The organism is Pseudomonas sp. KT_2_4 (assembly GCF_041410225.1).
Lineage (GTDB): Bacteria > Pseudomonadota > Gammaproteobacteria > Pseudomonadales > Pseudomonadaceae > Aquipseudomonas > Aquipseudomonas paracarnis.
In genome coordinates this window covers 5382528-5408349 of the sequence record NZ_CP166962.1, presented here as the reverse complement: position 1 = coordinate 5408349, position 25822 = coordinate 5382528, and the positions used below count along the sequence as shown (strand labels likewise).

At 60.2% G+C, this 25822-nt stretch carries 26 protein-coding genes; 11 read left to right on the top strand and 15 right to left on the bottom strand.

The features are described from left to right. Window positions 1-304: 304 nt before the first annotated feature. The 9 genes from AB9N64_RS24855 to pdeM all read left to right on the top strand — a co-directional run bounded on the left by AB9N64_RS24855 (window position 305) and on the right by pdeM (window position 10632). Window positions 305-1309: a ligase-associated DNA damage response exonuclease gene (locus AB9N64_RS24855; protein ID WP_014717257.1), complete on the top strand. Its 1005-nt coding sequence runs from the start codon at window positions 305-307 to the stop codon at window positions 1307-1309. Then, the gene (locus AB9N64_RS24850) at window positions 1306-2940 is read left to right on the top strand and encodes an ATP-dependent DNA ligase (RefSeq protein ID WP_014717256.1); all 1635 of its coding nucleotides are present in this window, start codon (window positions 1306-1308) and stop codon (window positions 2938-2940) included. Before AB9N64_RS24855 ends, AB9N64_RS24850 begins: the two co-directional genes overlap by 4 nt. 224 nt (window positions 2941-3164) lie before the next feature. After that, window positions 3165-3944: a transporter substrate-binding domain-containing protein gene (locus AB9N64_RS24845; RefSeq protein ID WP_014717255.1), complete on the top strand. Its 780-nt coding sequence runs from the start codon at window positions 3165-3167 to the stop codon at window positions 3942-3944. Between the two features lie 57 nt (window positions 3945-4001). Continuing rightward, on the top strand, window positions 4002-4730 hold the full coding sequence (locus AB9N64_RS24840; RefSeq protein WP_014717254.1) for an ABC transporter permease: 729 nt from the start codon (window positions 4002-4004) through the stop codon (window positions 4728-4730). Next, window positions 4727-5437: an ABC transporter permease gene (locus AB9N64_RS24835; protein ID WP_003189226.1), complete on the top strand. Its 711-nt coding sequence runs from the start codon at window positions 4727-4729 to the stop codon at window positions 5435-5437. Before AB9N64_RS24840 ends, AB9N64_RS24835 begins: the two co-directional genes overlap by 4 nt. Window positions 5438-5446: 9 nt before the next feature. Continuing rightward, window positions 5447-6565: a succinylglutamate desuccinylase/aspartoacylase family protein gene (locus AB9N64_RS24830; protein WP_014717252.1), complete on the top strand. Its 1119-nt coding sequence runs from the start codon at window positions 5447-5449 to the stop codon at window positions 6563-6565. 13 nt (window positions 6566-6578) lie between these two features. Then, window positions 6579-7343 (top strand): ABC transporter ATP-binding protein, encoded by a 765-nt coding sequence (locus AB9N64_RS24825; protein ID WP_014717251.1) that lies wholly within the window; start codon window positions 6579-6581, stop codon window positions 7341-7343. Between the two features lie 158 nt (window positions 7344-7501). Continuing rightward, the gene (locus AB9N64_RS24820) at window positions 7502-9982 is read left to right on the top strand and encodes a ligase-associated DNA damage response DEXH box helicase (RefSeq protein WP_371359745.1); all 2481 of its coding nucleotides are present in this window, start codon (window positions 7502-7504) and stop codon (window positions 9980-9982) included. Then, on the top strand, window positions 9982-10632 hold the full coding sequence (gene pdeM, locus AB9N64_RS24815) for a ligase-associated DNA damage response endonuclease PdeM (RefSeq protein ID WP_020300973.1): 651 nt from the start codon (window positions 9982-9984) through the stop codon (window positions 10630-10632). The genes AB9N64_RS24820 and pdeM overlap by 1 nt, the downstream gene beginning before the upstream one ends. 21 nt (window positions 10633-10653) lie before the next feature. Here the strand turns inward: pdeM and AB9N64_RS24810 are convergent, their stop codons facing one another. Together AB9N64_RS24810 and dcd are read right to left on the bottom strand one after the other, a co-directional pair. Beyond that, a complete protein-coding gene (locus AB9N64_RS24810) occupies window positions 10654-10851 on the bottom strand; it encodes a hypothetical protein (RefSeq protein WP_005785769.1) in 198 nt (65 codons plus the stop codon). Between the two features lie 108 nt (window positions 10852-10959). Further along, complete coding sequence (gene dcd, locus AB9N64_RS24805; protein WP_003189215.1) at window positions 10960-11526, bottom strand: dCTP deaminase; 567 nt, start codon at window positions 11524-11526, stop codon at window positions 10960-10962. 388 nt (window positions 11527-11914) lie between these two features. Here dcd and AB9N64_RS24800 point away from each other — a divergent pair, with 388 nt between their 5' ends. Beyond that, a complete protein-coding gene (locus tag AB9N64_RS24800) occupies window positions 11915-12124 on the top strand; it encodes a cold-shock protein (protein ID WP_002554837.1) in 210 nt (69 codons plus the stop codon). A 156-nt stretch (window positions 12125-12280) separates the two neighbouring features. Here the strand turns inward: AB9N64_RS24800 and rpoS are convergent, their stop codons facing one another. The 8 genes from rpoS to AB9N64_RS24760 form a co-directional block, all read right to left on the bottom strand. Then, a complete protein-coding gene (gene rpoS, locus AB9N64_RS24795; RefSeq protein ID WP_003189214.1) occupies window positions 12281-13288 on the bottom strand; it encodes an RNA polymerase sigma factor RpoS in 1008 nt (335 codons plus the stop codon). Between the two features lie 106 nt (window positions 13289-13394). Continuing rightward, the gene (locus AB9N64_RS24790) at window positions 13395-14231 is read right to left on the bottom strand and encodes a peptidoglycan DD-metalloendopeptidase family protein (RefSeq protein ID WP_014717248.1); all 837 of its coding nucleotides are present in this window, start codon (window positions 14229-14231) and stop codon (window positions 13395-13397) included. A 209-nt stretch (window positions 14232-14440) separates the two neighbouring features. Further along, window positions 14441-15076, bottom strand: a complete 636-nt coding sequence (locus tag AB9N64_RS24785) for a protein-L-isoaspartate(D-aspartate) O-methyltransferase (RefSeq protein ID WP_169850588.1) — start codon at window positions 15074-15076, stop codon at window positions 14441-14443. Between the two features lie 41 nt (window positions 15077-15117). Then, window positions 15118-15867: a 5'/3'-nucleotidase SurE gene (gene surE / locus AB9N64_RS24780; protein ID WP_014717247.1), complete on the bottom strand. Its 750-nt coding sequence runs from the start codon at window positions 15865-15867 to the stop codon at window positions 15118-15120. Next, a complete protein-coding gene (gene truD / locus AB9N64_RS24775) occupies window positions 15855-16913 on the bottom strand; it encodes a tRNA pseudouridine(13) synthase TruD (RefSeq protein ID WP_014717246.1) in 1059 nt (352 codons plus the stop codon). Before truD ends, surE begins: the two co-directional genes overlap by 13 nt. Beyond that, window positions 16910-17383 carry a 2-C-methyl-D-erythritol 2,4-cyclodiphosphate synthase gene (gene ispF / locus AB9N64_RS24770; protein WP_003189207.1) on the bottom strand — a complete coding sequence of 158 codons (474 nt, stop codon included), beginning with the start codon at window positions 17381-17383 and terminating at the stop codon, window positions 16910-16912. Before ispF ends, truD begins: the two co-directional genes overlap by 4 nt. 54 nt (window positions 17384-17437) lie before the next feature. After that, window positions 17438-18283, bottom strand: a complete 846-nt coding sequence (gene fghA / locus AB9N64_RS24765; RefSeq protein WP_014717244.1) for an S-formylglutathione hydrolase — start codon at window positions 18281-18283, stop codon at window positions 17438-17440. Window positions 18284-18291: 8 nt separating this feature from the next. Further along, complete coding sequence (locus AB9N64_RS24760) at window positions 18292-19404, bottom strand: S-(hydroxymethyl)glutathione dehydrogenase/class III alcohol dehydrogenase (RefSeq protein WP_014717243.1); 1113 nt, start codon at window positions 19402-19404, stop codon at window positions 18292-18294. A 109-nt stretch (window positions 19405-19513) separates the two neighbouring features. On the opposite strand from AB9N64_RS24760, the gene AB9N64_RS24755 reads away from it, so the two are divergent. After that, window positions 19514-20410: a LysR substrate-binding domain-containing protein gene (locus AB9N64_RS24755; protein WP_019817856.1), complete on the top strand. Its 897-nt coding sequence runs from the start codon at window positions 19514-19516 to the stop codon at window positions 20408-20410. 129 nt (window positions 20411-20539) lie between these two features. Here the strand turns inward: AB9N64_RS24755 and ispD are convergent, their stop codons facing one another. The 5 genes from ispD to AB9N64_RS24730 form a co-directional block, all read right to left on the bottom strand. Next, window positions 20540-21247, bottom strand: a complete 708-nt coding sequence (gene ispD, locus AB9N64_RS24750; RefSeq protein ID WP_014717241.1) for a 2-C-methyl-D-erythritol 4-phosphate cytidylyltransferase — start codon at window positions 21245-21247, stop codon at window positions 20540-20542. Beyond that, window positions 21244-21522 carry a cell division protein FtsB gene (ftsB, locus tag AB9N64_RS24745; RefSeq protein ID WP_003189195.1) on the bottom strand — a complete coding sequence of 93 codons (279 nt, stop codon included), beginning with the start codon at window positions 21520-21522 and terminating at the stop codon, window positions 21244-21246. Before ftsB ends, ispD begins: the two co-directional genes overlap by 4 nt. Window positions 21523-21693: 171 nt before the next feature. Beyond that, window positions 21694-22983 (bottom strand): phosphopyruvate hydratase, encoded by a 1290-nt coding sequence (gene eno, locus AB9N64_RS24740; RefSeq protein ID WP_003189193.1) that lies wholly within the window; start codon window positions 22981-22983, stop codon window positions 21694-21696. A gap of 157 nt (window positions 22984-23140) precedes the next feature. Further along, on the bottom strand, window positions 23141-23986 hold the full coding sequence (gene kdsA, locus AB9N64_RS24735) for a 3-deoxy-8-phosphooctulonate synthase (protein WP_003189190.1): 846 nt from the start codon (window positions 23984-23986) through the stop codon (window positions 23141-23143). Between the two features lie 5 nt (window positions 23987-23991). Then, entirely contained in the window at window positions 23992-25623 is a 1632-nt protein-coding gene (locus AB9N64_RS24730) for a CTP synthase (RefSeq protein WP_003189189.1), read from the bottom strand. Window positions 25624-25822 lie beyond the last annotated feature (199 nt).

The following is a 25822-nucleotide window of genomic DNA, read 5'->3' as shown; positions in this document are numbered from 1 at the left end:
CAAGAGCCCTTTTGGTTACTTTTGGGGCTCTTTTCCAAAAGTGACCCGCTGTAAAAGCGGAACCCTAAGTGGCCGTTACCGCAGAAATGGATATGTACACAGATAACAGCTTCGGCTGTCAGGCCGCCTTCGCAGGCAAGCCAGCTCCCACAGTTGGATCGTCGGGTGTCAGGTAGATAGGTGTCGGCTTTCAGACCGTCATCGCAGGCAAGCCAACTCCCACCTTTGTACTACCTGCATTCAGATAGAACTTCTGCACCCAGCCCCGCCTCATAACTAACAAGCCCACCGCCCCGGCCCCCCCATGGACCTTGTCATCGCCCGCCCCGAAGGCCTCTACTGCCCTGCCGGTGATTTTTACATCGACCCCTGGCGCCCAGTAGAACGTGCAGTCATCACCCACGCCCACGGCGATCACGCCCGCACCGGCAATCAACACTACCTGGCCGCCGCCCCCGGCGAAGGTATCCTGCGCTGGCGCCTGGGCCAGGACATCAACCTGCAAACCCTGGCCTACGGCGAACGGTTGGTGCATCACGGCGTGACCTTGAGTTTTCATCCAGCCGGGCATGTTCTGGGCTCGGCCCAGGTGCGCCTGGAATACCAGGGCGAGGTCTGGGTGGCGTCCGGCGACTATAAGGTCGAGCCCGATGGCACCTGCGCACCCTTCGAACCGGTGCGCTGCCACACCTTTATCACCGAATCCACATTCGGGCTGCCGATTTACCGCTGGCAGCCTCAGGCGCAGATTTTTGCCGGGATCAATGACTGGTGGAAGGCCAATATCGCCAGCGGCAAAGCCAGCGTGTTGTTCTGTTATTCCTTCGGCAAGGCCCAACGCATTCTCCATGGGCTGGACGCCAGCATCGGCCCGATCCTCAGCCACGGCGCGGTCGAGCCGTTGAACCGGGTGTACCGCGAAGCGGGCATCTACATCCCCGAGACCCTGTATGCCGGCGACTTCAAAAAGACCGACCCACTGCTGCGCCAAGCCCTGATCATCGCCCCGCCCTCCGCCGGAGGCAGTACCTGGATGCGCCGCTTTGGCGACTACAGCGACGCCTTCGCCAGCGGCTGGATGCGCTTGCGTGGTACCAGACGGCGACGCGGTGTGGACCGTGGCTTCGTGCTCTCGGACCACGCCGATTGGCCCGGCTTGTTGTGGGCCATCGAACAAACCGGCGCACAACGGGTAATGGTCACCCATGGTTCGGTCGGTGTGTTGGTGCGTCACCTGCGGGAAAAGGGCTTGGATGCCCAAGGCTTCAGCACCGAATACGGCGATGACGAAGAAGAGGCTACTGCATGAAAGCCTTCGCCGAGCTGTACGCCAACCTCGACGCCACCACTTCCAGCAATGCCAAGCTTGCGGCTCTGCAAGCCTACTTCCTGCAGGCGCCGCCAGCCGATGCGGCCTGGGCGGTGTACTTTCTCAGCGGCGGGAGGCCACGGCAACTGGTGCCGACGCGCCTGCTACGGGACATGGCCACCGAAGCGGCCGGCATCGAACCCTGGCTGTTCGAAGAGAGCTACCAGTCCGTAGGTGACCTGGCCGAGACGATCTCACTGCTCCTGCCAGAATCCACCTACACATCCGAAGACGGCCTGGCCGTGTGGCTGGAAGAAAAACTGCTGCCCCTGCGCGGTCTGCCACCCTTGGACCTTGCAGACCGGCTGCCGGCGCTGTGGGCGCAACTGGACCAACCGAGCCTGATGGTGTGCATCAAGTTGATCACCGGCAGCTTTCGGGTGGGCGTATCCAAACTGCTGGTGACCCGCGCCCTCGCTGCCATGGCCGACCTCGACAGCAAGCGCGTGGCGCAGCGGTTGGTGGGCTACACCGATTTGTCGAACCGTCCCACAGCCGAAGGCTACCTCAAGCTGATTGCCGCCGAATCATCCGACGAGCACGCGCAACGTGGCGGGCAACCCTATCCGTTTTTTCTGGCTCACGGGCTGGCGCAACCGGTGGAGCAATTCGACACCCTGCTCGGTTCACCCGCCGATTGGCAGGTGGAATGGAAGTTTGATGGCATTCGCGCACAACTGGTCAAGCGCGAGGGCCGCCTGTGGGTCTGGTCTCGCGGGGAAGAGTTGCTGACTGAACGTTTCCCTGAACTCCACAGCCTGGTCAGTGGCCTGCCCGATGGTACGGTGATTGATGGCGAAATCGTGGTGTGGAAAGACTCGGTGCAACCCTTCGCGCTGCTGCAACAGCGCATTGGCCGTAAAACCTTGAGTAAAAAAGTTCTTGAGGATGCGCCAGTGGCGGTGCTCGCGTACGACCTGCTGGAGTATCAGGGCGACGACTGGCGCAACCACACCCAAGCCGAACGCCGTACCCAATTGGAACAGGTCATCGCTGCGTGCAACCAACCGGTGTTATTGCCCTCGCCCTTGCTGGAAGGCAAGACCTGGGCAGCCTTGGCCGAGCAGCGCGACGCCTCTCGCAGCCTGGGCGTGGAAGGCATGATGCTCAAGGATCGCAACGGCCTCTACGGCGTGGGCCGCACCAAGGACATGGGCCTGTGGTGGAAGTGGAAGGTCGACCCCTTCAGCGTCGACGCCGTGTTGATCTACGCCCAGCGCGGCCATGGCCGGCGCGCCAGCCTCTACAGCGACTACACCTTCGCGGTATGGGACGGCCCGCCAGGCAGCGAGCGCACTCTGGTGCCGTTCGCCAAGGCGTATTCCGGGCTGACCGACGAGGAAATGCGCAAGGTCGACGCCATTGTGCGCAAAACCACAGTGGAGAAGTTCGGCCCGGTCAGCAGCGTGACGCCGAGCATGGTGTTTGAGCTGGGTTTTGAAGGGATTGCTCTGTCCAAGCGGCACAAGAGCGGAATTGCGGTGCGGTTTCCGCGGATGCTGCGCTGGCGCCAGGACAAGGCGGTGGAGGAAGCGGACAACCTGGCCACGCTACAAGACCTGTTGGCCTGATCCACCTCCCACCTTCTTGATAAATGAAAGATCCAGAATGGTGCACTGGAAATTCCATGCCCATTTTTGGGCACCGCCTACACTTGGAACTGCCTTACCCCACCGTTTAAAAAGCCCATCCGGAACTATGGTGCAGAAATTGCTACTTGTGGTGGGTCTGACACCGTTCAGTAACAGTCCTAATCGCGCCACAAGCGCTTATCTTGGTTTCCAGGGATTACCTAATGAAAAAAGCATTGCTGACCCTTTCTGCACTGGCTCTGTGCATGGCTGCTGGTGTTGCTACAGCCAAGGAATACAAGGAATTGCGTTTTGGTGTCGACCCTTCCTACGCACCGTTCGAATCCAAGGCCGCCGACGGCAGCCTGGTGGGCTTCGATATCGACCTGGGCAATGCGATCTGCGCAGAGCTGAAGGTCAAGTGCAAGTGGGTCGAAAGTGACTTCGACGGCATGATCCCGGGCCTGAAAGCCAATAAATTCGATGGCGTGATTTCGTCGATGACCGTGACTCCAGTGCGCGAGAAGGCCATCGACTTCTCCTCCGAGCTGTTCTCCGGCCCGACTTCGCTGGTGTTCAAGAAAGGCGCTGGCTATTCGACGCCAGAATCTCTCAAGGGCAAATCCGTGGGTTATGAGCAAGGCACCATCCAGGAAGCCTACGCCAAGGCCGTACTGGATAAAGCCGGGGTGACCACCAAGGCTTACGCCAACCAGGACCAGGTGTACGCCGACCTGACCTCCGGGCGCCTCGACGCTTCCGTGCAGGACATGCTGCAAGCCGAACTGGGCTTTCTCAAGTCGCCCGCCGGTGCTGGCTATGAAGTGAGCGCCGCTATCGACGACCCGCTGCTGCCGTCGAAAACCGCCATCGGTATCAAAAAAGGTAACACTGAACTCAAGGCGCTTTTGGATAAAGGTATCAAAGCGTTACACGATGATGGCACCTACGCCACTATCCAGAAGAAACACTTTGGCGATCTGAACCTGTACAGCGGCAAATAATGCCTGGGGCGCCCTGCTTCGGGTGGGGCGCTTTTTTATCGCCATAGGTCCTGATTTATGTTCGAAGATCTGTTGCAAACCCTCGGGCTGAGCGCATTCAGCCTGAAGGGTTTCGGCCCGCTGTTGCTGCAAGGCACCTGGATGACCATCAAGTTGTCGGTGCTGTCCCTGGCCGTCAGCGTAGTGCTGGGCCTGCTCGGCGCCAGCGCCAAATTGTCCAGCCTGGCCATTGTGCGTATCCCCGCCCAGCTCTACACCACCCTGATTCGCGGGGTACCGGACCTGGTGCTGATGCTGTTGATTTTCTACAGCCTGCAAACCTGGCTCAGTGGCTTTACCGACTTTATGGAATGGGAATACATCGAGATCGACCCGTTCAGCGCCGGGGTGATCACCCTGGGCTTTATCTACGGTGCGTATTTCACCGAAACCTTTCGCGGTGCGATCCTCGCCGTGCCCCGTGGCCAACTCGAAGCCGCCACCGCTTACGGGCTCAAGCGCGGACAGCGGTTTCGCTATGTGACCTTCCCGCAGATGATGCGCTTTGCGCTGCCGGGCATCGGCAATAACTGGATGGTGATGCTCAAGGCCACCGCACTGGTGTCGATCATCGGCCTGGCAGACTTGGTAAAAGCCGCCCAGGACGCTGGCAAGAGCACCTATCAATTGTTTTATTTCCTGGTGCTGGCGGCGCTGATCTACCTGTTGATCACCAGCGCGTCCAACTTTGTCTTGCGCCGACTTGAACGTCGCTACTCCGCAGGCGCCCGGGAGGCCGTGCGATGATCGAGCTATTGCAGGAATACTGGCGCCCCTTTCTTTATAGCGACGGCCAGCACATCACCGGTCTGGCCATGACCTTGTGGCTGCTCAGCGCCTCACTGGTCATCGGCTTTCTGGTGTCGATCCCGCTGTCCATCGCCCGCGTTTCGCGCAAGCGCCTGGTGCGTTGGCCCGTGCAGTTCTACACCTACCTGTTTCGTGGCACGCCGCTCTATATCCAACTGCTGATCTGCTACACCGGCATCTACAGCCTTGCCGCCGTACGAGCACAACCGGTGCTGGATGCGTTCTTTCGCGATGCGATGAACTGCACCCTCCTCGCCTTCGCCCTCAACACCTGCGCCTACACCACCGAGATTTTCGCCGGGGCGATCCGCAGCATGGCCCACGGCGAAGTCGAGGCGGCCAAGGCTTATGGCCTAAGCGGCTGGAAGCTGTACGCCTACGTGATCATGCCTTCTGCGTTGCGACGCTCGTTGCCCTACTACAGCAACGAGGTGATCCTGATGCTGCACTCGACCACCGTGGCCTTTACCGCGACGATCCCGGATATCCTCAAAGTGGCCCGGGATGCCAACTCCGCCACCTTCATGACCTTCCAGTCATTTGGCATTGCCGCACTGATCTATCTGACGGTGACCTTTGCCCTGGTCGGCCTGTTTCGCCTGGCGGAACGCCGTTGGCTGGCCTTTCTCGGGCCGAGCCACTAAGGAGTTTGCATGCACCATCAGCTACATGACTTGATCGCGCCGGTGCCCGGCACGGCGCGGCAGATCCACAGTTTTCACTTCGGCCCGCAGCAGCCCGAAGGCAAGGTGTACATCCAGTCCTCCCTGCATGCCGATGAATTGCCGGGCATGCTGGTGGCCTGGCATCTGAAGGCGCGCCTGGCAGAACTTGAAACGGCCGGGCGCTTGCGTAGCGAAATCGTGCTGGTGCCCGTCGCCAACCCGGTGGGCCTGGAACAGGTATTGATGGATATCCCCTTGGGCCGCTACGAACTGGAAAGCGGGCAGAACTTCAATCGCCTGTTCGTCGATCTCAGCGAAGACGTCGGTAACCAGGTCGAAGACCTGCTGGGCGATGATCCCCAGCGCAATGCCCAATTGATCCGCAGCGCACTGTCCCACGCCCTGGCCGCGCACACCGCCCAGACCCAGTTGCACTCCCAACGCCTGGTGCTGCAACGCCTGGCCTGTGATGCCGACGTGGTGCTGGACCTGCATTGCGACTTCGAAGCCGTGACGCACCTGTACACCACGCCCGAAGCCTGGCCACAGGTAGAGCCGTTGGCGCGCTACCTGGGTTCGCAGGCCAACCTGTTGGCCACCGATTCCGGCGGGCAGTCTTTTGATGAGTGTTTCACCCTGGTGTGGTGGCAGTTGCAGCAACGCTTCGGCGAACGCTACCCGATCCCCATGGGCAGCTTGTCGGTGACCGTCGAGCTGCGTGGCCAGGGCGATGTCAACCACGGCCTCGCCGCGCTGGACTGCCAGGCCATCATTGATTATTTGATCCACTTCGGCGCCATTCGCGGCAATGCAGCCCCCTTGCCTGCCCTGGCCTACCCGGCTACGCCGTTGGCGGCGGTGGAGCCGGTGACCACGGCGGTGGGTGGCTTGCTGGTATTCAACGCCCTGCCAGGCCAATACCTGGAGGCCGGGCAATGGGTCGCCGACATCATCGACCCCATTACAGACCGCGTAACGCCTGTGCACTGCCAGCACGCCGGGCTGCTTTACGCCCGTTCGCTACGCCGCATGGCCACGGCCGGCATGGTGATCTGCCATGTCGCCGGCACACAGGCCTACCGCAGCGGTTATCTACTTTCGCCTTGAGGATGCATGCCCCATGTACAAACTGACCGTTGAAGGCCTGCACAAAAGCTATGGCGACAATCAAGTGCTCAAAGGTGTGTCGCTCAAGGCCAAGACCGGTGATGTGATCAGCCTGATCGGCGCCAGTGGCTCAGGCAAGAGTACCTTCCTGCGCTGTATCAACTTTTTGGAAACCCCCAACGATGGCGCCATGACCCTGGACGGCCAAGCGATCCGCATGGTCAGCGATCGCCAGGGCATGAGGGTGGCTGACGACGCCGAGCTGCAACGCTTGCGCACACGGCTGGCGATGGTGTTCCAGCACTTCAACTTGTGGAGCCACATGAGCGTGCTGGAAAACATCACCATGGCCCCCCGCCGCGTGCTGGGTTGCAGCAAGAAGGACGCCGAAGACCGTGCCCGCCGCTACCTGGACAAAGTCGGGCTGCCGGCGCGGGTGGCTGATCAATACCCGGCATTCCTCTCCGGCGGCCAGCAGCAGCGTGTCGCCATCGCCCGCGCCCTGGCCATGGAGCCGGAGGTGATGCTGTTCGATGAACCCACGTCGGCGCTGGACCCGGAGTTGGTGGGCGAAGTGTTAAAGGTGATCCAGGGCCTGGCCGAGGAAGGCCGCACCATGATCATGGTGACCCACGAGATGAGCTTTGCGCGCAAGGTTTCAAGCCAGGTGCTGTTCCTGCACCAGGGTCTGGTGGAGGAGCAGGGCTTGCCGGAGGATGTGCTGGGCAATCCGAAAAGCGAACGCCTGCAGCAGTTTCTGAGTGGCAATTTGAAGTAGGCGCGAGCTTGCTCGCCAAAATCGTCAACGATAACGCGGGCCTCCAGATTAAACGCGGCGCCTGGGCTTTGTTCGCGGGCAAGCCCGCGCCTACAGTTGGAACGTCGGCACTGCTTGAAGGGTCTTTGAACTAACCCCTCCAGAGCGTCCGCTGCCGCATGGCAAAAACCCACGACTTCGCCAAGCAATGGTTTGCCACCCAAGGCTGGAAGCCATTCGCCTTTCAGAAAGAGGTATGGGCCGCGGTCAAGGCCGGCCAGTCGGGGTTACTGCATGCCAGCACCGGGGCGGGTAAAACCTATGCCTTGTGGTTTGCCGCACTCAACCGTTTCGCCATTACCCGCCCGCCCGCTACAAGCAAGCGCAAACCGCCTGCCCAGCCGCTGACCGTCCTGTGGATCACGCCGATGCGCGCCCTGGCCGCCGACTCCGCACGCGCCCTGCAAGCACCGCTGGAGGCCCTGCACATTCCCTGGAGCGTGGGCCTGCGCACCGGCGATACCAGCAGCAGCGAACGCGCACGCCAGACCCGCCGCCAGCCCACCGCCCTGGTCACCACCCCGGAAAGCCTGACCCTGATGCTGGCCCGTGCCGACAGTGAAACCAGCCTGGCGCACCTGCGCATGGTCATCGTGGATGAATGGCACGAACTGATCGGCAATAAGCGTGGCGTGCAGTTGCAACTGGCACTGGCACGCTTGCGGCGCTGGCATCCTGAGTTGATGGTGTGGGGTATTTCCGCGACGCTGGGTAATCAGGCCCACGCCTTGGAGGTACTGGCCCCACAGGGCGGCGGCATCAATGTACAGGGGCAAACGGCCAAGGCACTGAAGGTCGACACCTTGCTGCCGCCCGTCACCGAGCGCTTTCCCTGGGCCGGGCATATCGGCTTGAAGATGTTGCCGCAAGTGGTCGCCGAGGTAGAGGCCAGCAGCAGTTGCCTGGTATTTACCAACACCCGCGCGCAATCCGAGATCTGGTACCAGGCGATTCTGGGCGCTCGTCCGGACTGGGCCGGCTTGATTGCCCTGCACCACGGTTCGTTATCGCGAGAGACCCGGGACTGGGTGGAGCGAGCGTTGAAAGATGGACAGCTCAAGGCAGTGGTGTGCACTTCCAGCCTCGACCTGGGCGTTGACTTCCTGCCGGTGGAACGGGTGCTGCAAATCGGCTCCGCCAAGGGCGTAGCGCGGCTGATGCAACGCGCCGGGCGCTCCGGCCACGCGCCAGGGCGGCCCTCACGGGTAACGCTGGTGCCCACCCACAGCCTGGAGCTGGTGGAAGCCGCAGCCGCCCAGGATGCGATCGCCCAACGGCGCATCGAAGCGCGGGAATCACCGTACAAGCCGCTGGATGTGCTGGTCCAACACTTGGTCAGCATGGCCTTGGGCGGCGGGTTTACGCCGGCGGCACTGTTCGACGAAGTGCGCGGCGCCTGGGCCTATCGCGACCTCACCGAAGCGGACTGGGCCTGGGCCCTGGGGTTTGTGCGCCATGGTGGCCTGTCACTCACCGCTTATCCGGATTACCGCCGGGTGGAGCCCGATGAGCACGGCATCTGGCGCGTTCCGGATGCCCGCCTGGCACGCCGCCACCGCATGAGCGTGGGCACCATCGTCAGTGACGCCAGCATCCAGCTCAAGTTCTGGAGCAAAGGCGGCGGCGGCAAGAACCTGGGCAGTGTCGAGGAAGGCTTTATTGCAAGGCTCAAGCCGGGGGATGGGTTTTTGTTCGCGGGGCGGTTGCTGGAATTGGTGCGCGTGGAAAACATGACCGCTTACGTACGCCGCAGCAACGCGAAAAAAGCCGCCGTGCCACGCTGGAATGGCGGGCGCATGCCCCTTTCCAACGAACTGGCCCAGGCGGTGGTCGAGCGTTTTGATGCCGCCGCGCATGGGCACTTCGACGGCCCAGAGATGAAGGCGGTGCAACCGTTGCTGCATACCCAATTGCGCTGGTCCGGGCTGCCGACCCGCGCGCATTTGCTGGCTGAAACCCTGCGGTCGCGAGAGGGCTGGCACCTGTTTCTGTACCCATTCGCTGGCCGCCAGGTACACCTGGGCCTAGCCAGTTTGCTGGCATGGCGGGTCAGCCAGCAGCAGCCGCTGACCTTTTCGATTGCGGTGAATGATTATGGCCTGGAGCTGTTGAGCGCCACCGAGGTGCAGTGGCCCCAGTTGTTGAATACAAGGTTGCTGAGCCCCCAAGGCCTGCTGGCGGATGTGGTCGCCAGCCTCAATGCCGGCGAACTGGCCCTGCGCCGCTTTCGCGAGATTGCGCGAATCGCCGGGCTGGTATTTGCCGGGTATCCCGGCGCGCCAAAAAGCACGCGACAAGTGCAGGCTTCCAGTGGTTTGTTCTTTGAAGTGTTCAAGCAATATGACCCACAAAATCTGCTGCTGGCCCAGGCAGGAGAAGAAGTTCTGCGGGACGAGCTGGATATTCGCCGACTGGAACAGACGCTGAATCATCTGTCGACGCTGAAGCTGGACCTGCACAGGATCCAGCGGCCCACGCCCCTGGCCTTTCCGCTGCTGGTAGAACGGATGCGCGAAAGCATGAGCTCGGAAAAACTCTCGGAGCGCATCGCGCGGATGGTCAAGGACCTGGAAAAAGTCGCCGACAAAGGGCAAGGCTGATGCATTACCCACTGACACTGGAAGGTGAAGAGCTATGGCTATTGCCGCAGAAAGCTGTGTACTGGCCCGCGCGTAAATGTTTACTGATCGCCGACGCGCATTTTGGCAAGGCGTCGGCCTATCGCAGCCTGGGGCAGCCGGTGCCACAGGGCACGACTACGGCCAACCTGGAAGGCCTGGACAGGCTGTTATCGGCCCTACCCTGCGAACAGTTGATCTTTCTCGGCGATTTCCTGCACGGCCCCGGCTCTCACGCCAGCGGCACCCTGAACGCAATCCGGGCCTGGCGTGAGCGCAATCGCACACTGGCATTGATCTTGATTCGCGGCAATCACGACAAACGTGCCGGCGACCCACCACTGGACTTGCGCATCGACGTGGTCGCGGAGCCTCTGCTGATGGGCCCTTTCGCCTTGCAACATGAGCCCGACGCCCATGCCAGCCATCATGTACTGGCGGGGCATGTGCATCCTGTGTACCACCTGCGCGGTAAAGGGCGCCAACGGCTACGCCTGCCGTGCTTCCAGGTCGGCGGGAGGGTAAGCCTGCTGCCAGCCTTTGGCGCGTTTACAGGGGGCTATGCCGTGGAGCAGGCCCCAGACCGCCGAATCTATGTGATCGGCGATCACCAGGTCTGGCCGATTCAATGATCGATAAGGCCTGCTCAGGGATCAGGCAACGGGCGCGGGTGGCGGCTCGTCCGGTAAGGTCGGCTCACCCGGTTCGGTAGGCTGTGGGTAATCAGGTTCGGGTTGACCAGGGATGCCCCCCGCGTGCGCGGGGTTGGCCATCAAGGACCAGGCCAGAACACCAATCTGGTTGGGTTCAAGCCGGGCGAGTTCTGCGCTGATTCGCGGGTCGATCTTCATAAGGTACTCCTCAAGTATGGCCCGGCGCGTTTCACACGCGCCGAAGCAGTACACCTAGATAGAGTCACTTTCTGCAGACAAATTCCCTTTACCCGTAGGCGCTTTCGATCAAGCGCGTGGGAGAGTGACGCCGCGTTGGCCCTGATACTTGCCCGCACGGTCCTTGTAAGACACTTCACAAGCCTCATCGGACTGCAGGAACAGCATCTGTGCCACGCCTTCGTTGGCGTAGATTTTCGCCGGCAAGGTGGTAGTGTTGGAGAATTCCAGGGTCACGTGGCCTTCCCACTCCGGCTCGAGCGGTGTGACGTTGACGATAATGCCGCAGCGGGCATAGGTGCTTTTACCCAGGCAGATGGTCAACACGTCGCGCGGAATACGGAAGAATTCCACGGTGCGCGCCAGGGCGAAAGAGTTGGGCGGGATGATGCACACGTCGCTCTTGACGTCGACGAAGCTCTTTTCGTCGAAGTTCTTTGGATCGACGATCGCCGAATTGATGTTGGTGAACACCTTGAATTCATCGGCGCAACGCACGTCGTAGCCATAGCTGGAAACACCGTACGAAATCACGCGCTCGTCGCCTTCGCCACGAATCTGACGTTCGACGAACGGCTCGATCATGCCGTGTTCCTGCGCCATGCGGCGAATCCACTTGTCCGATTTGATGCTCATGGCGGTGTCCTGAATAGCGAGGCGAAAAAAATCTGTGGGCCATCTTACCGGGGCCGGCGTTGGGGTTCAAAGGCCGTACGGGTTTTCTTGATCAATGCACGGCCGGTTATAAGCCATAGCGAGCGTGGCCGGGACCCGGACGGCAGGCGCCAATGACTGTAAATACCACCGCCAGTCACGAAAATAGAGAAACCTTCGGAAATACCATTGGCACGTTCCGGAAAAAGGGTTAAGGTGGCGCCACTGTGCTGCTTGTGTCACTGAGAATCTCTACACGATATGTTGAATTTCGATCCAACCATCTCCAAGAATTTTTCCTGCTCTTTGCACTCAGTCTCGGCCAGGGCTTTTCCTGAGTCGCAGTTAACTTTGTCCAAGGAGATACACCATGTCTAATCGCCAAACTGGTACCGTTAAGTGGTTCAACGATGAAAAAGGCTTCGGCTTCATCACTCCACAATCCGGTGACGACCTGTTCGTTCACTTCAAAGCTATCCAATCCGACGGCTTCAAAAGCCTGAAAGAAGGCCAACAGGTTTCTTTCATCGCTACCCGCGGTCAGAAAGGCATGCAAGCTGAAGAAGTTCAAGTTATCTAACTTGTACTGACTTAGTCGAAAAAACCCCGCCCTTAAAAGCGGGGTTTTTTTATGCCTGATCGTTCCCGCGCTCTGCGTGGGAACGATCAGGGCACAGCAAAACGCCCGATGCATTCACATGCATCGGGCGTTTTGTCATCGCTGCCCTACCAATCGTTATTGGAACAACGACTCACTCGACAAGCCATTCTTCTCCAGGATCTCGCGCAAGCGCTTGAGGCCCTCTACCTGGATCTGCCGCACCCGCTCACGGGTCAGACCAATCTCCAGACCTACATCCTCCAGGGTGCTGCTCTCATGACCGCGCAGGCCGAAGCGGCGAATCACCACTTCACGCTGCTTGTCCGTGAGCTCTGAGAGCCACTGGTCAATACTTTGGGAAAGATCATCGTCCTGCAACAGCTCGCAAGGGTCCGTCGGACGATCATCGGTCAGGGTGTCCAGCAGGGTCTTGTCCGAGTCCGGCCCCAGCGAGACATCGACCGAAGAGACACGCTCGTTAAGGCCGAGCATGCGCTTGACCTCCCCTACCGGTTTTTCCAGCAGGTTGGCGATCTCTTCAGGCGAAGGTTCATGATCGAGTTTTTGCGTCAGCTCACGCGCCGCCCGCAGGTAGACGTTGAGCTCCTTGACCACATGGATCGGCAACCGGATCGTGCGGGTCTGATTCATGATCGCCCGTTCGATGGTCTGGCGAATCCACCAGGTGGCATAGGTGGAGAAACGGAAGCCCCGCTCAGGGTCGAATTTTTCCACAGCCCGGATCAAGCCCAGGTTGCCCTCCTCGATCAGGTCCAACAGGGACAGCCCACGATTGACGTAGCGTCGGGCGATTTTCACCACCAGGCGCAGGTTGCTTTCAATCATGCGCTTACGCCCAGCCGGATCGCCCTTTTGCGACAGACGCGCAAAATGGACTTCTTCTTCGGGGGTCAACAGAGGGGAAAAGCCGATTTCATTGAGGTACAACTGGGTTGCGTCGAGCGCCCGCGTATAGTCAACGTACTTGTGCTGCTTCAACGCGGCAGCATTCTTGGATTTGGTGCGAACTGAAGGTGGTGATACCCCTTCATTATCTGACATCGTTTCCAAATCGATACCGGCCTCCATAAGGAGAACCTCATCGTCGATGTCAAACTCCGGCACTTCTTTACTGAGAGCCATTGTTATAGTCCTTTGGTGAGTTCGACCTCAAGCTCAAGCGACGCCTCTATCCTTGGCAACGCTGGAGCCTGTTCCTTCTACGTGAGGGAACAGGCTGTGCAACACATCAACGACGGGGCAGGAATTGCAGCGGATCTACAGGCTTCCCTTGGCGGCGAATCTCAAAGTGCAGTTTCACCCGGTCTGTGCCCGTTGACCCCATTTCGGCAATCGTCTGTCCGACCTTGACCTGCTGCCCCTCCCGAACCAACAACCTGCGGTTATGACCGTAGGCACTGACGTAGGTATCGCTGTGCTTGATGATGACCAGCTCGCCGTAGCCCCGCAAACCACTCCCGGCGTACACCACTGTCCCATCAGACGCAGCTAAAACAGGCTGTCCCAAATCCCCGGCGATATCAATGCCTTTATTCAAACTACCGTTTGAAGAGAATTTTCCAATCAACACTCCGTTTGAGGGCCATCCCCAACCGGCCGGCGCAGGCCCGGCGGGTGGCAACGGCGCGGGTGCCGGCTTGCTCGCAACCGTAGGCGCGGCGCTGCCTGCAGGCCGGGTAATGATGGTGGTCTTGCTCGAGGACGATGGCGAAGATCCCGACTTTGTCACAACTGCCGTAGGTGCAGAACCTGAGCGACCATCGAAACGAATGGTCTGCCCCGGATGGATCGTATACGGCACAGGAATGTTGTTACGGGCGGCCAGCGCCTTGTAGTCCCAGCCGTAACGAAAGGCAATCGAGAACAGGGTGTCGCCTTTGCGCACCACGTATTGGCCAGTGGTGACCGTAGGTCTCTGGGGGGTTGCGTTGGTACGGTCAACGACCCGCGCACCGCCGGATGGCGTGCTCGAGCAGGCTGCCAATAAGGAACTCAAGACAAGGCCAAGCACCAGTCGCTGAAAGCTTGTTTTACTCATTCGCTGCGCAGGACCTGTGAGACTCACCCGCCGCTCCCTTTGTGGTGGCTGAACGTTAACGCCTGGATCAGGCTTGAAATATGACGCAAGTATAACTGGGCATTGGCTTTTTACTGGCACCTGACTGAAAGGAAAAATTCATCATGTTTAATCGTGGCTGCCAGGTGTGTTGATTCAATAGACCCCGCCGTAAGACACATCCCCGCTTACAGAATTCACTGCCCGCGAATAAATGATCAGGCCAGCGGGCCGTTGAGCAAGGGGACGAAACGCACGGCACCGAGTACATGCCGGGAAAAACCTTCGTCCTCACGGATAATAAGCATCAACTGTTGCACTTCGCCGGAGCCCACCGGGATGACCAGCCGCCCGCCAGGTGCCAATTGATCCAGCAAGGCTTGCGGCACATCGGTGGCCACGGCGGTGACGATGATACCGTTGTAGGGCGCCAGCGCCGGCCAGCCCTCCCAGCCATCGCCCCAGCGGAATACCACGTTGCGCAGGTTCAGCTCCACCAGACGCTCTTTGGCCCGGTCCTGTAGCACCTTGATGCGCTCGACCGAAAACACTCGCTCTACCAATTGCGACAGCACGGCCGTCTGATAGCCAGAGCCGGTACCAATCTCCAGCACCTTGTCCAACGGCCCCGCCGCCAGCAATAGCTCGCTCATACGCGCAACCATATAGGGCTGAGAGATGGTCTGGTTGTGGCCGATGGGCAACGCTGTGTCTTCATAGGCGCGATGTGCCAGTGCCTCATCAACAAACAGATGCCGCGGCGTGCGTCGGATTACTTCCAGCACCTGTGCGTTGGACAAGCCTTCTTCATACAGACGCTGGATCAACCGCTCCCGGGTGCGCTGGGAGGTCATCCCGATGCCGCGGCGCAACAAGTCGTCTTGTTCACGAGCCATCAACGCAGTCCCTCCAGCCAGCCATCAAGGCCACTGAAGGCATCACTGAAGGTGCGATCAAACAGCAACGGGGTAACGGAGACATAGCCTTGCATCACCGCATGAAAGTCCGTGCCCTCGCCGCCATCTTCGGCGTCACCGGCCGCGGCGATCCAGTATCCTTCCTTGCCTCGTGGGTCGACCACCTTCAAGGGCGCCGCAGCACGGGCGCGATGGCCCAGGCGCGTGAGTTGGATACCGCGAATATGGTCGAGGGGCAAGTTGGGGATATTGACGTTGAGCACCGTACGCGGCGGCAGGTCCAGGGAGCCATGGGCCTCCACCAGCTTGCGCGCGTAATACGCCGCCGTCGCCAGATTATCCAATTGCCGCGAGGCAAAGGAAAAGGCAAAGCCGGTGCGGCCCAGGAAGCGCCCTTCAAGGGCGGCCGCCACGGTACCGGAATACAGCACGTCATCACCCAGGTTGGCGCCCAGGTTGATCCCCGAGACCACCAGGTCTGGCTGGTGCTCCAGCAGACTGTTGATCGCCAGGTGCACGCAGTCGGTGGGGGTGCCGTTAACGCTGATAAAGCCATTGGCCAGGACCCGCGGGTGCAGCGGACGGTCGAGCGTCAGCGAACTGCTGGCGCCGCTCTTGTCCTGGTCGGGGGCAACCACCACGCACTCGGCGTAATCCTGCAGCGCAGCATGGAGCGCGGCAAGACCGGGTGCGGTGGCACCGTCATCGTTTGATATCAGAATACGCATGGGCTGTCCGTCTGCCCCACCGGCACCAGATCAACAAGCTCGCGCACCAAGACAGTGGCGAAGCATCCGGCCGGCAGGACGAATTCCAATTGCAGAATGTCAGGCCCGGGATAATGCCACGTCAACCCGCCAATGGGCAGTCGCAGAATGCGACGTTCCTGGCTCATTCCCGCCTTCACCAGCCAATCACGTAGGTCAGCTTCGCCAGCGGCGACAGATTGTTCCAGCTCGTATGTAAGACCTTTCGCCGGTGAATCGCCCTCGCCCCACTGCGGGCCGGTGGGATGCAGGTCCAGAATCGCCAGGCGCGGGTCACTGCACTCAGCTTCCCCGGCCGGAAAAAAACTGCGACTGTCGGTAAACGCCAGCAGATCGCCAACTTGGGCTCGCTGCCATGAACCGTCGGCGACGCGAGCCGCCAACACTTGGTTGAACAGGTAACTGCGAGCGGTGGACAGCAAGCGCGAGCGCACGTTGCGCTGCTCGGGCAGGGCCTTGCGGGCAGCCCACTCGCGAGCATCCGCCACATTGCCGCCGTTGTGGCCAAAACGCTGGGTGCCGAAATAATTGGGGATGCCGTGCCGGGCAATCAACTGCAGACGTGCGTCGATGGCAGCGGTGTCGCCGACCAGTTGGGTCAGGCGCAAGGTGAAGCCGTTGGCCGAATGAGCCCCACGCTGCAACTTGCGTTTGTGACGGGCGGTTTTCAGGATCTTGAGGGTGTCGTTTTCTGCGCCGCTCATGTCCGGGTCGGCCTTGCCGGGCAATTGCACGCTGAACCACTGGCGGGTCAGGGCCTGACGGTCCTTGAGCCCGGCATAGCTGACGGTGCGCAATGGCACCCCAGCAGCCTTGGCGATACGCCGTGCCGCTTCCTCAGTGTTCAAGCCGCGCTTTTCCACCCACAGCCACAGGTGCTCGCCGTCGCCGGTCAGCGGGATGTCCAGCACCTCATCAACCTGGAAGTCTTCGGCTGTGGCCTTGAGTACCGCGCTGCCCAGGGCCTCGCCATAGGCCCTCGGGCCCAGCAGTTGCAGGTCGTTCATGCGCGCAGCAACAAGGCGACGGAGTGCACCGCGATGCCCTCTTCACGACCGGTAAACCCGAGCTTTTCGGTGGTGGTGGCTTTCACGTTGACTTGATCCAATTCAATTTGCAGGTCTGCGGCGATCGCTGTGCGCATCGCTTCGATATGGGGGGCCATTTTCGGCGCCTGGGCGACGATGGTGTTATCGACGTTGCCAACCTTCCAGCCCTTGGCATGGATCAGGCCGACCACATGGCGCAGCAACACACGGCTGTCCGCGCCCTTGAAGGTGGGATCGGTGTCCGGGAAGTGCTTGCCGATATCGCCCAATGCAGCCGCGCCGAGCAAGGCATCGCTCAAGGCGTGCAAGACCACGTCGCCGTCAGAATGAGCCAGCAACCCATGGTGGTGTGCAATACGCACGCCGCCCAGGGTGATGAAATCGCCTTCAGCGAAACGGTGCACATCGTAGCCGTGGCCAATACGCATAAAAAAACGCCCCGATTTAATTCAGGGCGTGATTCTACCTACTTTTGCCTCAGATTAACCGAGCAAAGCACGACCATGATGCCGCAAATGGTCTTCGATGAAGCTGGCGATGAAGAAGTAGCTGTGGTCGTAGCCAGGCTGCAGGCGCAGTTCCAGCGGATGGTTGGCTGCCTTGGCTGCTTGCAGCAGGGCTTCGGGCTTGAGCTGAACGGCGAGGAAATCGTCGCGATCGCCCTGGTCCACTAACAGCGGCAACTTTTCCGAGGCTTCGCTGATCAGCACGCAGGCATCCCATTCACGCCACTTCGAGCGCTCTTCCCCCAAATAACGGGAAAAGGCCTTCTGGCCCCACGGACAGTCCATCGGATTGTTGATCGGCGAAAATGCCGACACCGACAGGTAACGTCCAGGGTTGCGCAGCGCACAGACCAGCGCACCGTGACCGCCCATGGAGTGGCCGCTGATGCCGCGTTTATCCGACGCAGGGAAATGCACCTCCACCAGTGCCGGCAATTCCTGCACCACGTAGTCATGCATCCGATAGTGCTTGGCCCAGGGTTCCTGGGTGGCATTGAGGTAGAAGCCGGCGCCGAGGCCGAAGTCCCAGGCATTGTCCGGGTCGCCCGGCACGCCGGGGCCACGGGGGCTGGTGTCCGGCGCGACGATAATCAAGCCCAACTCGGCGGCCATGCGCTGGGCGCCGGCCTTCTGCATGAAGTTTTCGTCAGTACAGGTCAAACCGGACAGCCAATACAACACCGGCAGCTTGCCGCCCTGCTCCGCTTGCGGAGGCAGGTAGACGGCAAAGGTCATGTCGCAACCGAGCACATCGGAATGATGCTTGTAGCGTTTATGCCAGCCGCCGAAGCTCTTCTGGCATGACAGGTTTTCCAGACTCATGGCCGACCTCAGAAGTGAATGACGGTACGAATGCTCTTGCCTTCATGCATCAGGTCAAACGCTTTGTTGATATCTTCCAGGCCCATGGTGTGGGTGATGAAGGTATCCAGCGGAATTTCACCGGACTGAGCCATTTCCACGTAGCTTGGCAATTCGGTACGACCGCGCACGCCACCAAACGCCGAACCACGCCAGACGCGACCGGTGACCAGCTGGAATGGGCGAGTGGCAATTTCCTGGCCAGCACCGGCCACGCCGATGATCACTGACTCGCCCCAGCCTTTGTGGCAGCACTCAAGGGCCGCACGCATCAGTTGCACATTGCCGATGCACTCGAAAGAGAAGTCCACGCCGCCGTCAGTCAGGTCGACAATCACGTCCTGGATTGGGCGGTCGTAGTCTTTCGGGTTGATGCAATCGGTGGCACCCAGTTGCTTGGCGATTTCGAACTTGGCCGGGTTGATATCAATAGCAATGATGCGACCGGCCTTGGCCTTGACTGCACCGATAATCGCCGACAGGCCAATACCGCCCAGGCCGAAGACGGCCACGGTGTCGCCCGGCTTGACCTTGGCGGTGTTGATCACCGCACCGATGCCAGTGGTGACGCCACAACCGAGCAGGCAGACTTTTTCCAGCGGCGCTTCTTTAGGAATCTTGGCCACGGAGATTTCCGGCAGCACGGTGTACTCGGAGAACGTCGAGGTGCCCATATAGTGGAAAATCGGCTGGCCCTTGTAGGAGAAACGCGTGGTGCCATCCGGCATCAAGCCCTTGCCCTGCGTGGCGCGAATGGCCTGGCACAGGTTGGTCTTGCCACTCAGACAGAACTTGCACTTGCCGCATTCCGGGGTGTACAGCGGGATCACGTGATCGCCCACAGCCACCGAAGTTACGCCCTCGCCGATGGCTTCCACCACTGCGCCGCCTTCATGGCCGAGGATCGACGGGAAGATGCCTTCCGGGTCCGCCCCCGACAAGGTGTAGGCGTCGGTGTGGCACACGCCGGACGCGACCACCCGCAGCAGCACCTCGCCAGCCTTGGGCATGGCGACATCCACTTCAACAATTTCAAGGGGCTTCTTGGCCTCGAAGGCTACGGCGGCACGGGACTTGATCATCCGGGTTTCTCCATCGGGTTAAAAACTGAGACGGTGAGTGTAAATCATCACCTATTGATGAATAATTCGGACTAAAGCAAAACATTATTGCTGTACAGGGACAATCACCATGCTGGAGAACCGCTGGGAAGGCATTGACGAGTTTGTCGCGGTGGCCGAATGCAGCCAGTTCACGGCGGCGGCCGAACGGTTGGGGGTGTCTTCATCCCATGTCAGCCGGCAAGTGGCGCGCCTTGAAGAACGCCTGCAAACCCGATTGCTGTACCGCAGTACGCGCAAGGTGACTTTGACCGAAGCCGGTCAGACCTTCCTGCAGCACTGCCAACGCCTGCAGGACGGTCGCGAGGAAGCGTTGCGGGCGGTGGGCGACCTGACCAGCGAACCCAAGGGCATGTTGCGCATGACCTGCGCCGTGGCCTATGGCGAACGCTTTATCGTGCCGCTGGTGACACGATTCATGGCGCACTATCCGCAACTGCGCGTGGACATCGAGTTGACCAACCGCTCGCTGGACCTGGTGCATGAAGGCCTCGACCTGGCCATCCGCCTGGGACGCCTGCAAGACTCGCGCATGGTTGCCAGCCGCCTGGCACCTCGACGCATGTACCTATGCGCGTCGCCCTCCTACCTCGAACGGTACGGTCGGCCACACAGTTTGTCGGAGTTGAGCCGGCATAACTGCCTGATTGGCAGCTCGGATATCTGGCAAATGGCCCAGGATGGGCGGGAATTTTCCCAGCGCGTGCAAGGCAATTGGCGCTGCAACAGCGGGCAAGCGGTGCTGGATGCGGCGTTACAAGGCATGGGCTTGTGCCAGTTGCCGGATTACTACGTGCTGGAGCATCTGCACAGCGGGGCGTTGGTGTCGTTGCTGGAGGCTCATCAACCGCCAAATACTGCGGTGTGGGCGTTGTATCCGCAGCAGCGGCATTTGTCGCCGAAGGTGAGGAAGCTGGTGGACTTTTTGAAGGTGGGGTTGGCGCAGAGGCCGGAGTACAAGCATTGAATTGAGGTGGTCTGCACCGGCCTCATCGCGGGCAAGCCCGGCTCCCACAGTTGGACGTGTTGTTTGATGTGGCAGCGATCAAATGTGGGAGCTGGCTTGCCTGCGATGAAGCAGACCCGGTCTGACAGGTTACCGCCGGTTAGCCCAGCGCAACTTCAACCACTCCAGGTCTTCCGGCCGAGTCACCTTGATATTGTCCGAACGCCCTTCGATCAGGCGCGGCGCCTGCCCGGACCATTCCATGGCCGACGCTTCATCGGTGATCACCGCATCGGCCACCAGGCTGTCGGCCAAGGCGCGATGCAAGGCGCCCAGGCGGAACATCTGCGGCGTGTAAGCCTGCCAGATCAGGCTGCGATCAACGGTATCCACCACACGGCCATGCTTGTCGACACGCTTGAGGGTGTCGCGCGCCGGCACCGCCAGCAGGCCACCTACCGGATCGTCAGCCAGTTCCGCCAACAATTTGTCGAGGTCATCACGGCTCAGGTTAGGCCGCGCAGCGTCGTGCACCAACACCCAGTCGTCATCACTGGCGCCCAGGGCGTTGAGTTGCAGCAGCGCATTGAGCACCGAGCCGGAACGTTCCGAGCCCCCGTCGGCACGCTGGATACGCGGGTCAGTGGCGCATGCCAAGGTGGGCCAATAAGGATCGTCAATTGCAAGACTGACCACCAGGCCCTTGAGGCGTGGGTGGTCGAGAAAACAGCCGAGGCTGTGTTCGAGAATAGTGCGCCCGCCCAGTTGCAGGTACTGCTTGGGACGGTCTGCGGCCATACGGGCACCGACGCCCGCGGCAGGAATCACGGCCCAGAAGGCCGGTAAATCGTGGCTCATTGGGCCAACTGGTAGAGGGTCTCGCCCTCCTTGACCATGCCCAGTTCATGACGAGCCCGCTCTTCAACGGTCTCCGTGCCTTTTTTCAGCTCAAGCACTTCAGCGTCCAGGACACGGTTGCGCTCCAGCAGGCGTTCGTTTTCGGCACGCTGGTCGGCAATTTGCTGGGTCAGCTCTTCCACCTGCGCAAAGCTGCCATTACCGACCCATAGGCGGTACTGCAGGCCAGCCAGCAACAAGAGTAAGACGAGGAACAACCAATTGGGACTGCGCATCGAAATCCGGGTATCCAGTGAAAAAAGACAGTCATGCAAACCTTTTGCAGCAACTGATAGCACAAAGCCTGGAAAAACCAGGCTTGCGCTTGTCAGTCAGCAGATTAGCGCCGAAATTCACACTGACGTGAGATTTCTGACGCAATCCGCCGACTTTTTACCATTTACTGCTTAGCCGCGAAACTCGCCGCGACCGTTGTACTTGGCTTTACCTGCCAACTGCTCTTCGATGCGCAGCAATTGGTTGTACTTGGACACGCGATCGGAACGGCACAGGGAACCGGTCTTGATCTGGCCCGCCGAAGTACCCACGGCCAGGTCGGCAATGGTGGAATCTTCGGTTTCGCCGGAGCGATGGGAGATCACGGCGGTGTAGCCCGCGGCCTTGGCCATCTGGATGGCTTCCAGGGTTTCGGTCAGGGTGCCGATCTGGTTGAACTTGATCAGGATCGAGTTGGCGATCTTCTTGTCGATGCCTTCTTTCAGGATCTTGGTGTTGGTCACGAACAGGTCGTCACCCACCAGCTGGATTTTTTCGCCGATCTTGTCGGTGAGGATTTTCCAGCCATCCCAGTCGGACTCGTCCAGGCCGTCTTCGATCGAGATGATCGGGTAGCGCTGGGTCAGGCCTTTGAGGTATTCAGCGAAGCCTTCGGAGTTGAACACCTGGCCTTCGCCGGACAGGTTGTACTTGCCGTCTTCATAGAATTCGCTGGCGGCGCAGTCCAGGGCCAGGGTCACGTCGGTGCCCAGCTTGTAGCCAGCGTTGGCCACGGCTTCGGAGATGACTTTCAGTGCGTCTTCGTTGGAGGCCAGGTTCGGCGCGAAACCGCCTTCGTCACCCACGGCAGTGCTCAGGCCACGAGCCTTCAGTACAGCTTTGAGGTGATGGAAAATCTCGGTACCCATGCGCAGGCCTTCGGAGAAGGACTTGGCGCCAACCGGCTGTACCATGAATTCCTGGATGTCGACGTTGTTATCTGCGTGCTCGCCACCGTTGATGATGTTCATCATCGGCACCGGCATCGAGTAGACGCCCGGGGTGCCATTCAGATTGGCAATGTGTGCGTACAACGGCAGGTCCTGGTCCTGCGCAGCCGCCTTGGCAGCTGCCAGGGACACCGCGAGAATGGCGTTGGCGCCGAGGCTGCCTTTGTTTTCAGTGCCGTCGAGCTTGATCATCGCGTGGTCCAGGGCTTTCTGGTCCAGCGGGTCCTTGCCCAGCAACAGGTCACGAATCGGACCGTTGATGTTGGCTACAGCCTTGAGTACACCCTTGCCCAGGTAACGGCTCTTGTCGCCATCACGCAGTTCCAGCGCTTCGCGCGAACCGGTGGAAGCACCGGACGGCGCGCAGGCGCTGCCGATGATGCCGTTATCGAGAAGCACGTCGGCTTCGACGGTGGGGTTGCCACGGGAGTCGAGAACTTCACGACCTTTGATGTCGACGATTTTTGCCATTGTTGTAAACACTCCAAAGTTGACGAAAACGACGCAGCTGAAGGAAATCTTTTGACCGACCGCAAGGGTGGAACAACGGGGCAGGCTTGCAGACGACAAGGCTCAGGCCCGGGGGCCTGAGCGTAAAGCGTGGGAAATTCTACCGGAGAAATGCCAGTTACGCGGTCTCTACCGTCGGAAAACTCTTGACCAGCTCGTCCAACTGCTTGAGTTGGGCCAGGAATGGCTCCAGCTTGTCCAGGCGCAGGGCGCACGGGCCATCGCATTTGGCGTTGTCCGGGTCCGGGTGAGCTTCAAGGAACAGGCCCGCCAGGGACTGGCTCATGCCCGCCTTGGCCAGGTCCGTCACCTGGGCACGTCGCCCGCCAGCGGAGTCCGAACGACCACCGGGCATTTGCAGCGCATGGGTCACGTCGAAGAACACGGGGTATTCGAACTGTTTCATGATGCCGAAACCGAGCATGTCCACCACGAGGTTGTTGTAGCCGAAGCTCGAACCCCGCTCGCAGAGGATCAACTGGTCGTTACCCGCTTCCACGCATTTGCTCAGGATGTGTTTCATCTCCTGAGGAGCGAGGAATTGGGCTTTCTTGATGTTGATCACAGCGCCGGTCTTGGCCATGGCGACCACGAGGTCGGTCTGGCGCGACAGGAAGGCCGGCAACTGGATGATGTCGCACACCTCGGCGACCACGGCAGCCTGCTCAGGCTCGTGGACGTCGGTGATGATCGGCACGCCGAAGGCTTGCTTGATGTCCTGGAAGATCCGCATGCCTTCTTCAAGGCCCGGGCCGCGATAGGAGGTCACGGACGAACGGTTGGCCTTGTCGAAGCTGGCCTTGAAGACGTAAGGGATACCCAGTTTCTGGGTGACCCGCACGTACTCCTCACACACCTGCATCGCCATGTCACGGCTTTCCAGCACGTTCATGCCGCCGAACAGCACCATGGGCTTGTCGTTGGCAATCTCGATGTCGCCTACGCGAATGATCTTCTGGGCCATCAGGTTTACGCCTTCTTCTGATGTTGCGTCAGTGCTGCTTTGACGAAACCACTGAACAACGGGTGACCGTCGCGCGGCGTCGAGGTGAACTCCGGGTGGAACTGACACGCCACGAACCACGGATGATCCGGTGCCTCGACCACTTCAACCAGCTTGCCATCACCGGAGCGGCCGGAGATTTTCAGGCCAGCTTCTTTGATCTGCGGCAGCAGGTTATTGTTCACTTCATAGCGGTGGCGGTGACGCTCGACGATCACGTCCTTGCCGTAGCAGTCGTGTACCAGCGAGCCAGCTTCCAGCAGGCAATCCTGTGCACCCAGGCGCATGGTGCCGCCCAGGTCGGACGTTTCGGTACGGGTTTCAACGGCGCCAGTGGCGTCTTCCCACTCGGTGATCAGACCCACGACCGGATGGCCGCTGCTGTGATCGAACTCGGTGGAGTTGGCGTCTTTCCAGCCCAGCACGTTACGAGCGAACTCGATAACGGCCACTTGCATGCCCAGGCAGATACCCAGGTACGGCACCTTGTTTTCACGGGCGTACTGCACGGCAGTGATCTTGCCTTCCACACCACGCAGGCCGAAACCGCCGGGAACGAGGATCGCGTCAACACCTTCGAGCAGCGCGGTGCCCTGGTTCTCGATGTCTTCGGAGTCGATGTAGCGCAGGTTGACCTTGGTACGGTTGCTGATACCGGCGTGGCTCATGGCTTCGATCAGCGACTTGTACGCGTCCAGCAGTTCCATGTATTTGCCGACCATGGCGATGGTGACTTCATGCTCTGGGTTGAGCTTGGCGTCGACAACCGCTTCCCACTCGGACAGGTCTGCACCGCCGCACTGCAAGCCGAAACGCTCGACCACAAAATCATCCAGCCCCTGGGAATGCAGGATGCCCGGGATCTTGTAGATGGTGTCGGCGTCTTCCAGGGCAATCACCGCACGCTCTTCAACGTTGGTGAACTGCGCAATCTTGCGACGCGAGGAAATGTCGATCGGGTGATCGGAGCGGCATACCAGCACATCCGGCTGCAGGCCGATGGAACGCAGTTCCTTGACCGAATGCTGGGTAGGCTTGGTTTTGGTTTCGCCGGCAGTGGCGATGTACGGCACCAATGTCAGGTGCATCAGCATCGCGCGCTTGGCGCCGACTTCGAAACGCAACTGGCGGATGGCCTCGAGGAACGGTTGGGACTCGATGTCACCCACGGTGCCACCGATCTCGACCATGGCCACGTCGGCATCGCCTGCACCCTTGATGATGCGGCGCTTGATTTCGTCGGTGATGTGCGGGATCACCTGGATGGTTGCACCCAGGTAGTCACCACGGCGCTCTTTGCGCAACACGTGCTCGTAGACACGGCCGGTGGTGAAGTTGTTGTTCTGGGTCATGGTCGTGCGGATGAACCGCTCGTAGTGGCCCAGGTCCAGGTCGGTCTCGGCGCCGTCGTGGGTGACGAACACTTCACCGTGCTGGAACGGGCTCATGGTGCCCGGGTCGACGTTGATGTACGGGTCCAGCTTGAGCATGGTGACCTTAAGTCCCCGCGCCTCCAGGATGGCCGCCAATGAAGCGGAGGCAATGCCTTTCCCCAATGAAGAAACAACACCGCCCGTGACGAATATGTAGCGCGTCATGAAAAACCCTAGAAGTCTGCGTTAAAGCGGTCCGAGCCGCCGGGGAAAGCGAAGGAAGGCCGAAGCCCCCGATCACCTGCATTAATCACAGTGCACCTTTCAAAAAAACCGCCGCGTTGTGACAGACCAGCAATGAAACACCGGTACGTTGATCGCTACACATTTTTTGGAATCGCCCAGCAAAGACTGCTTGGTAATC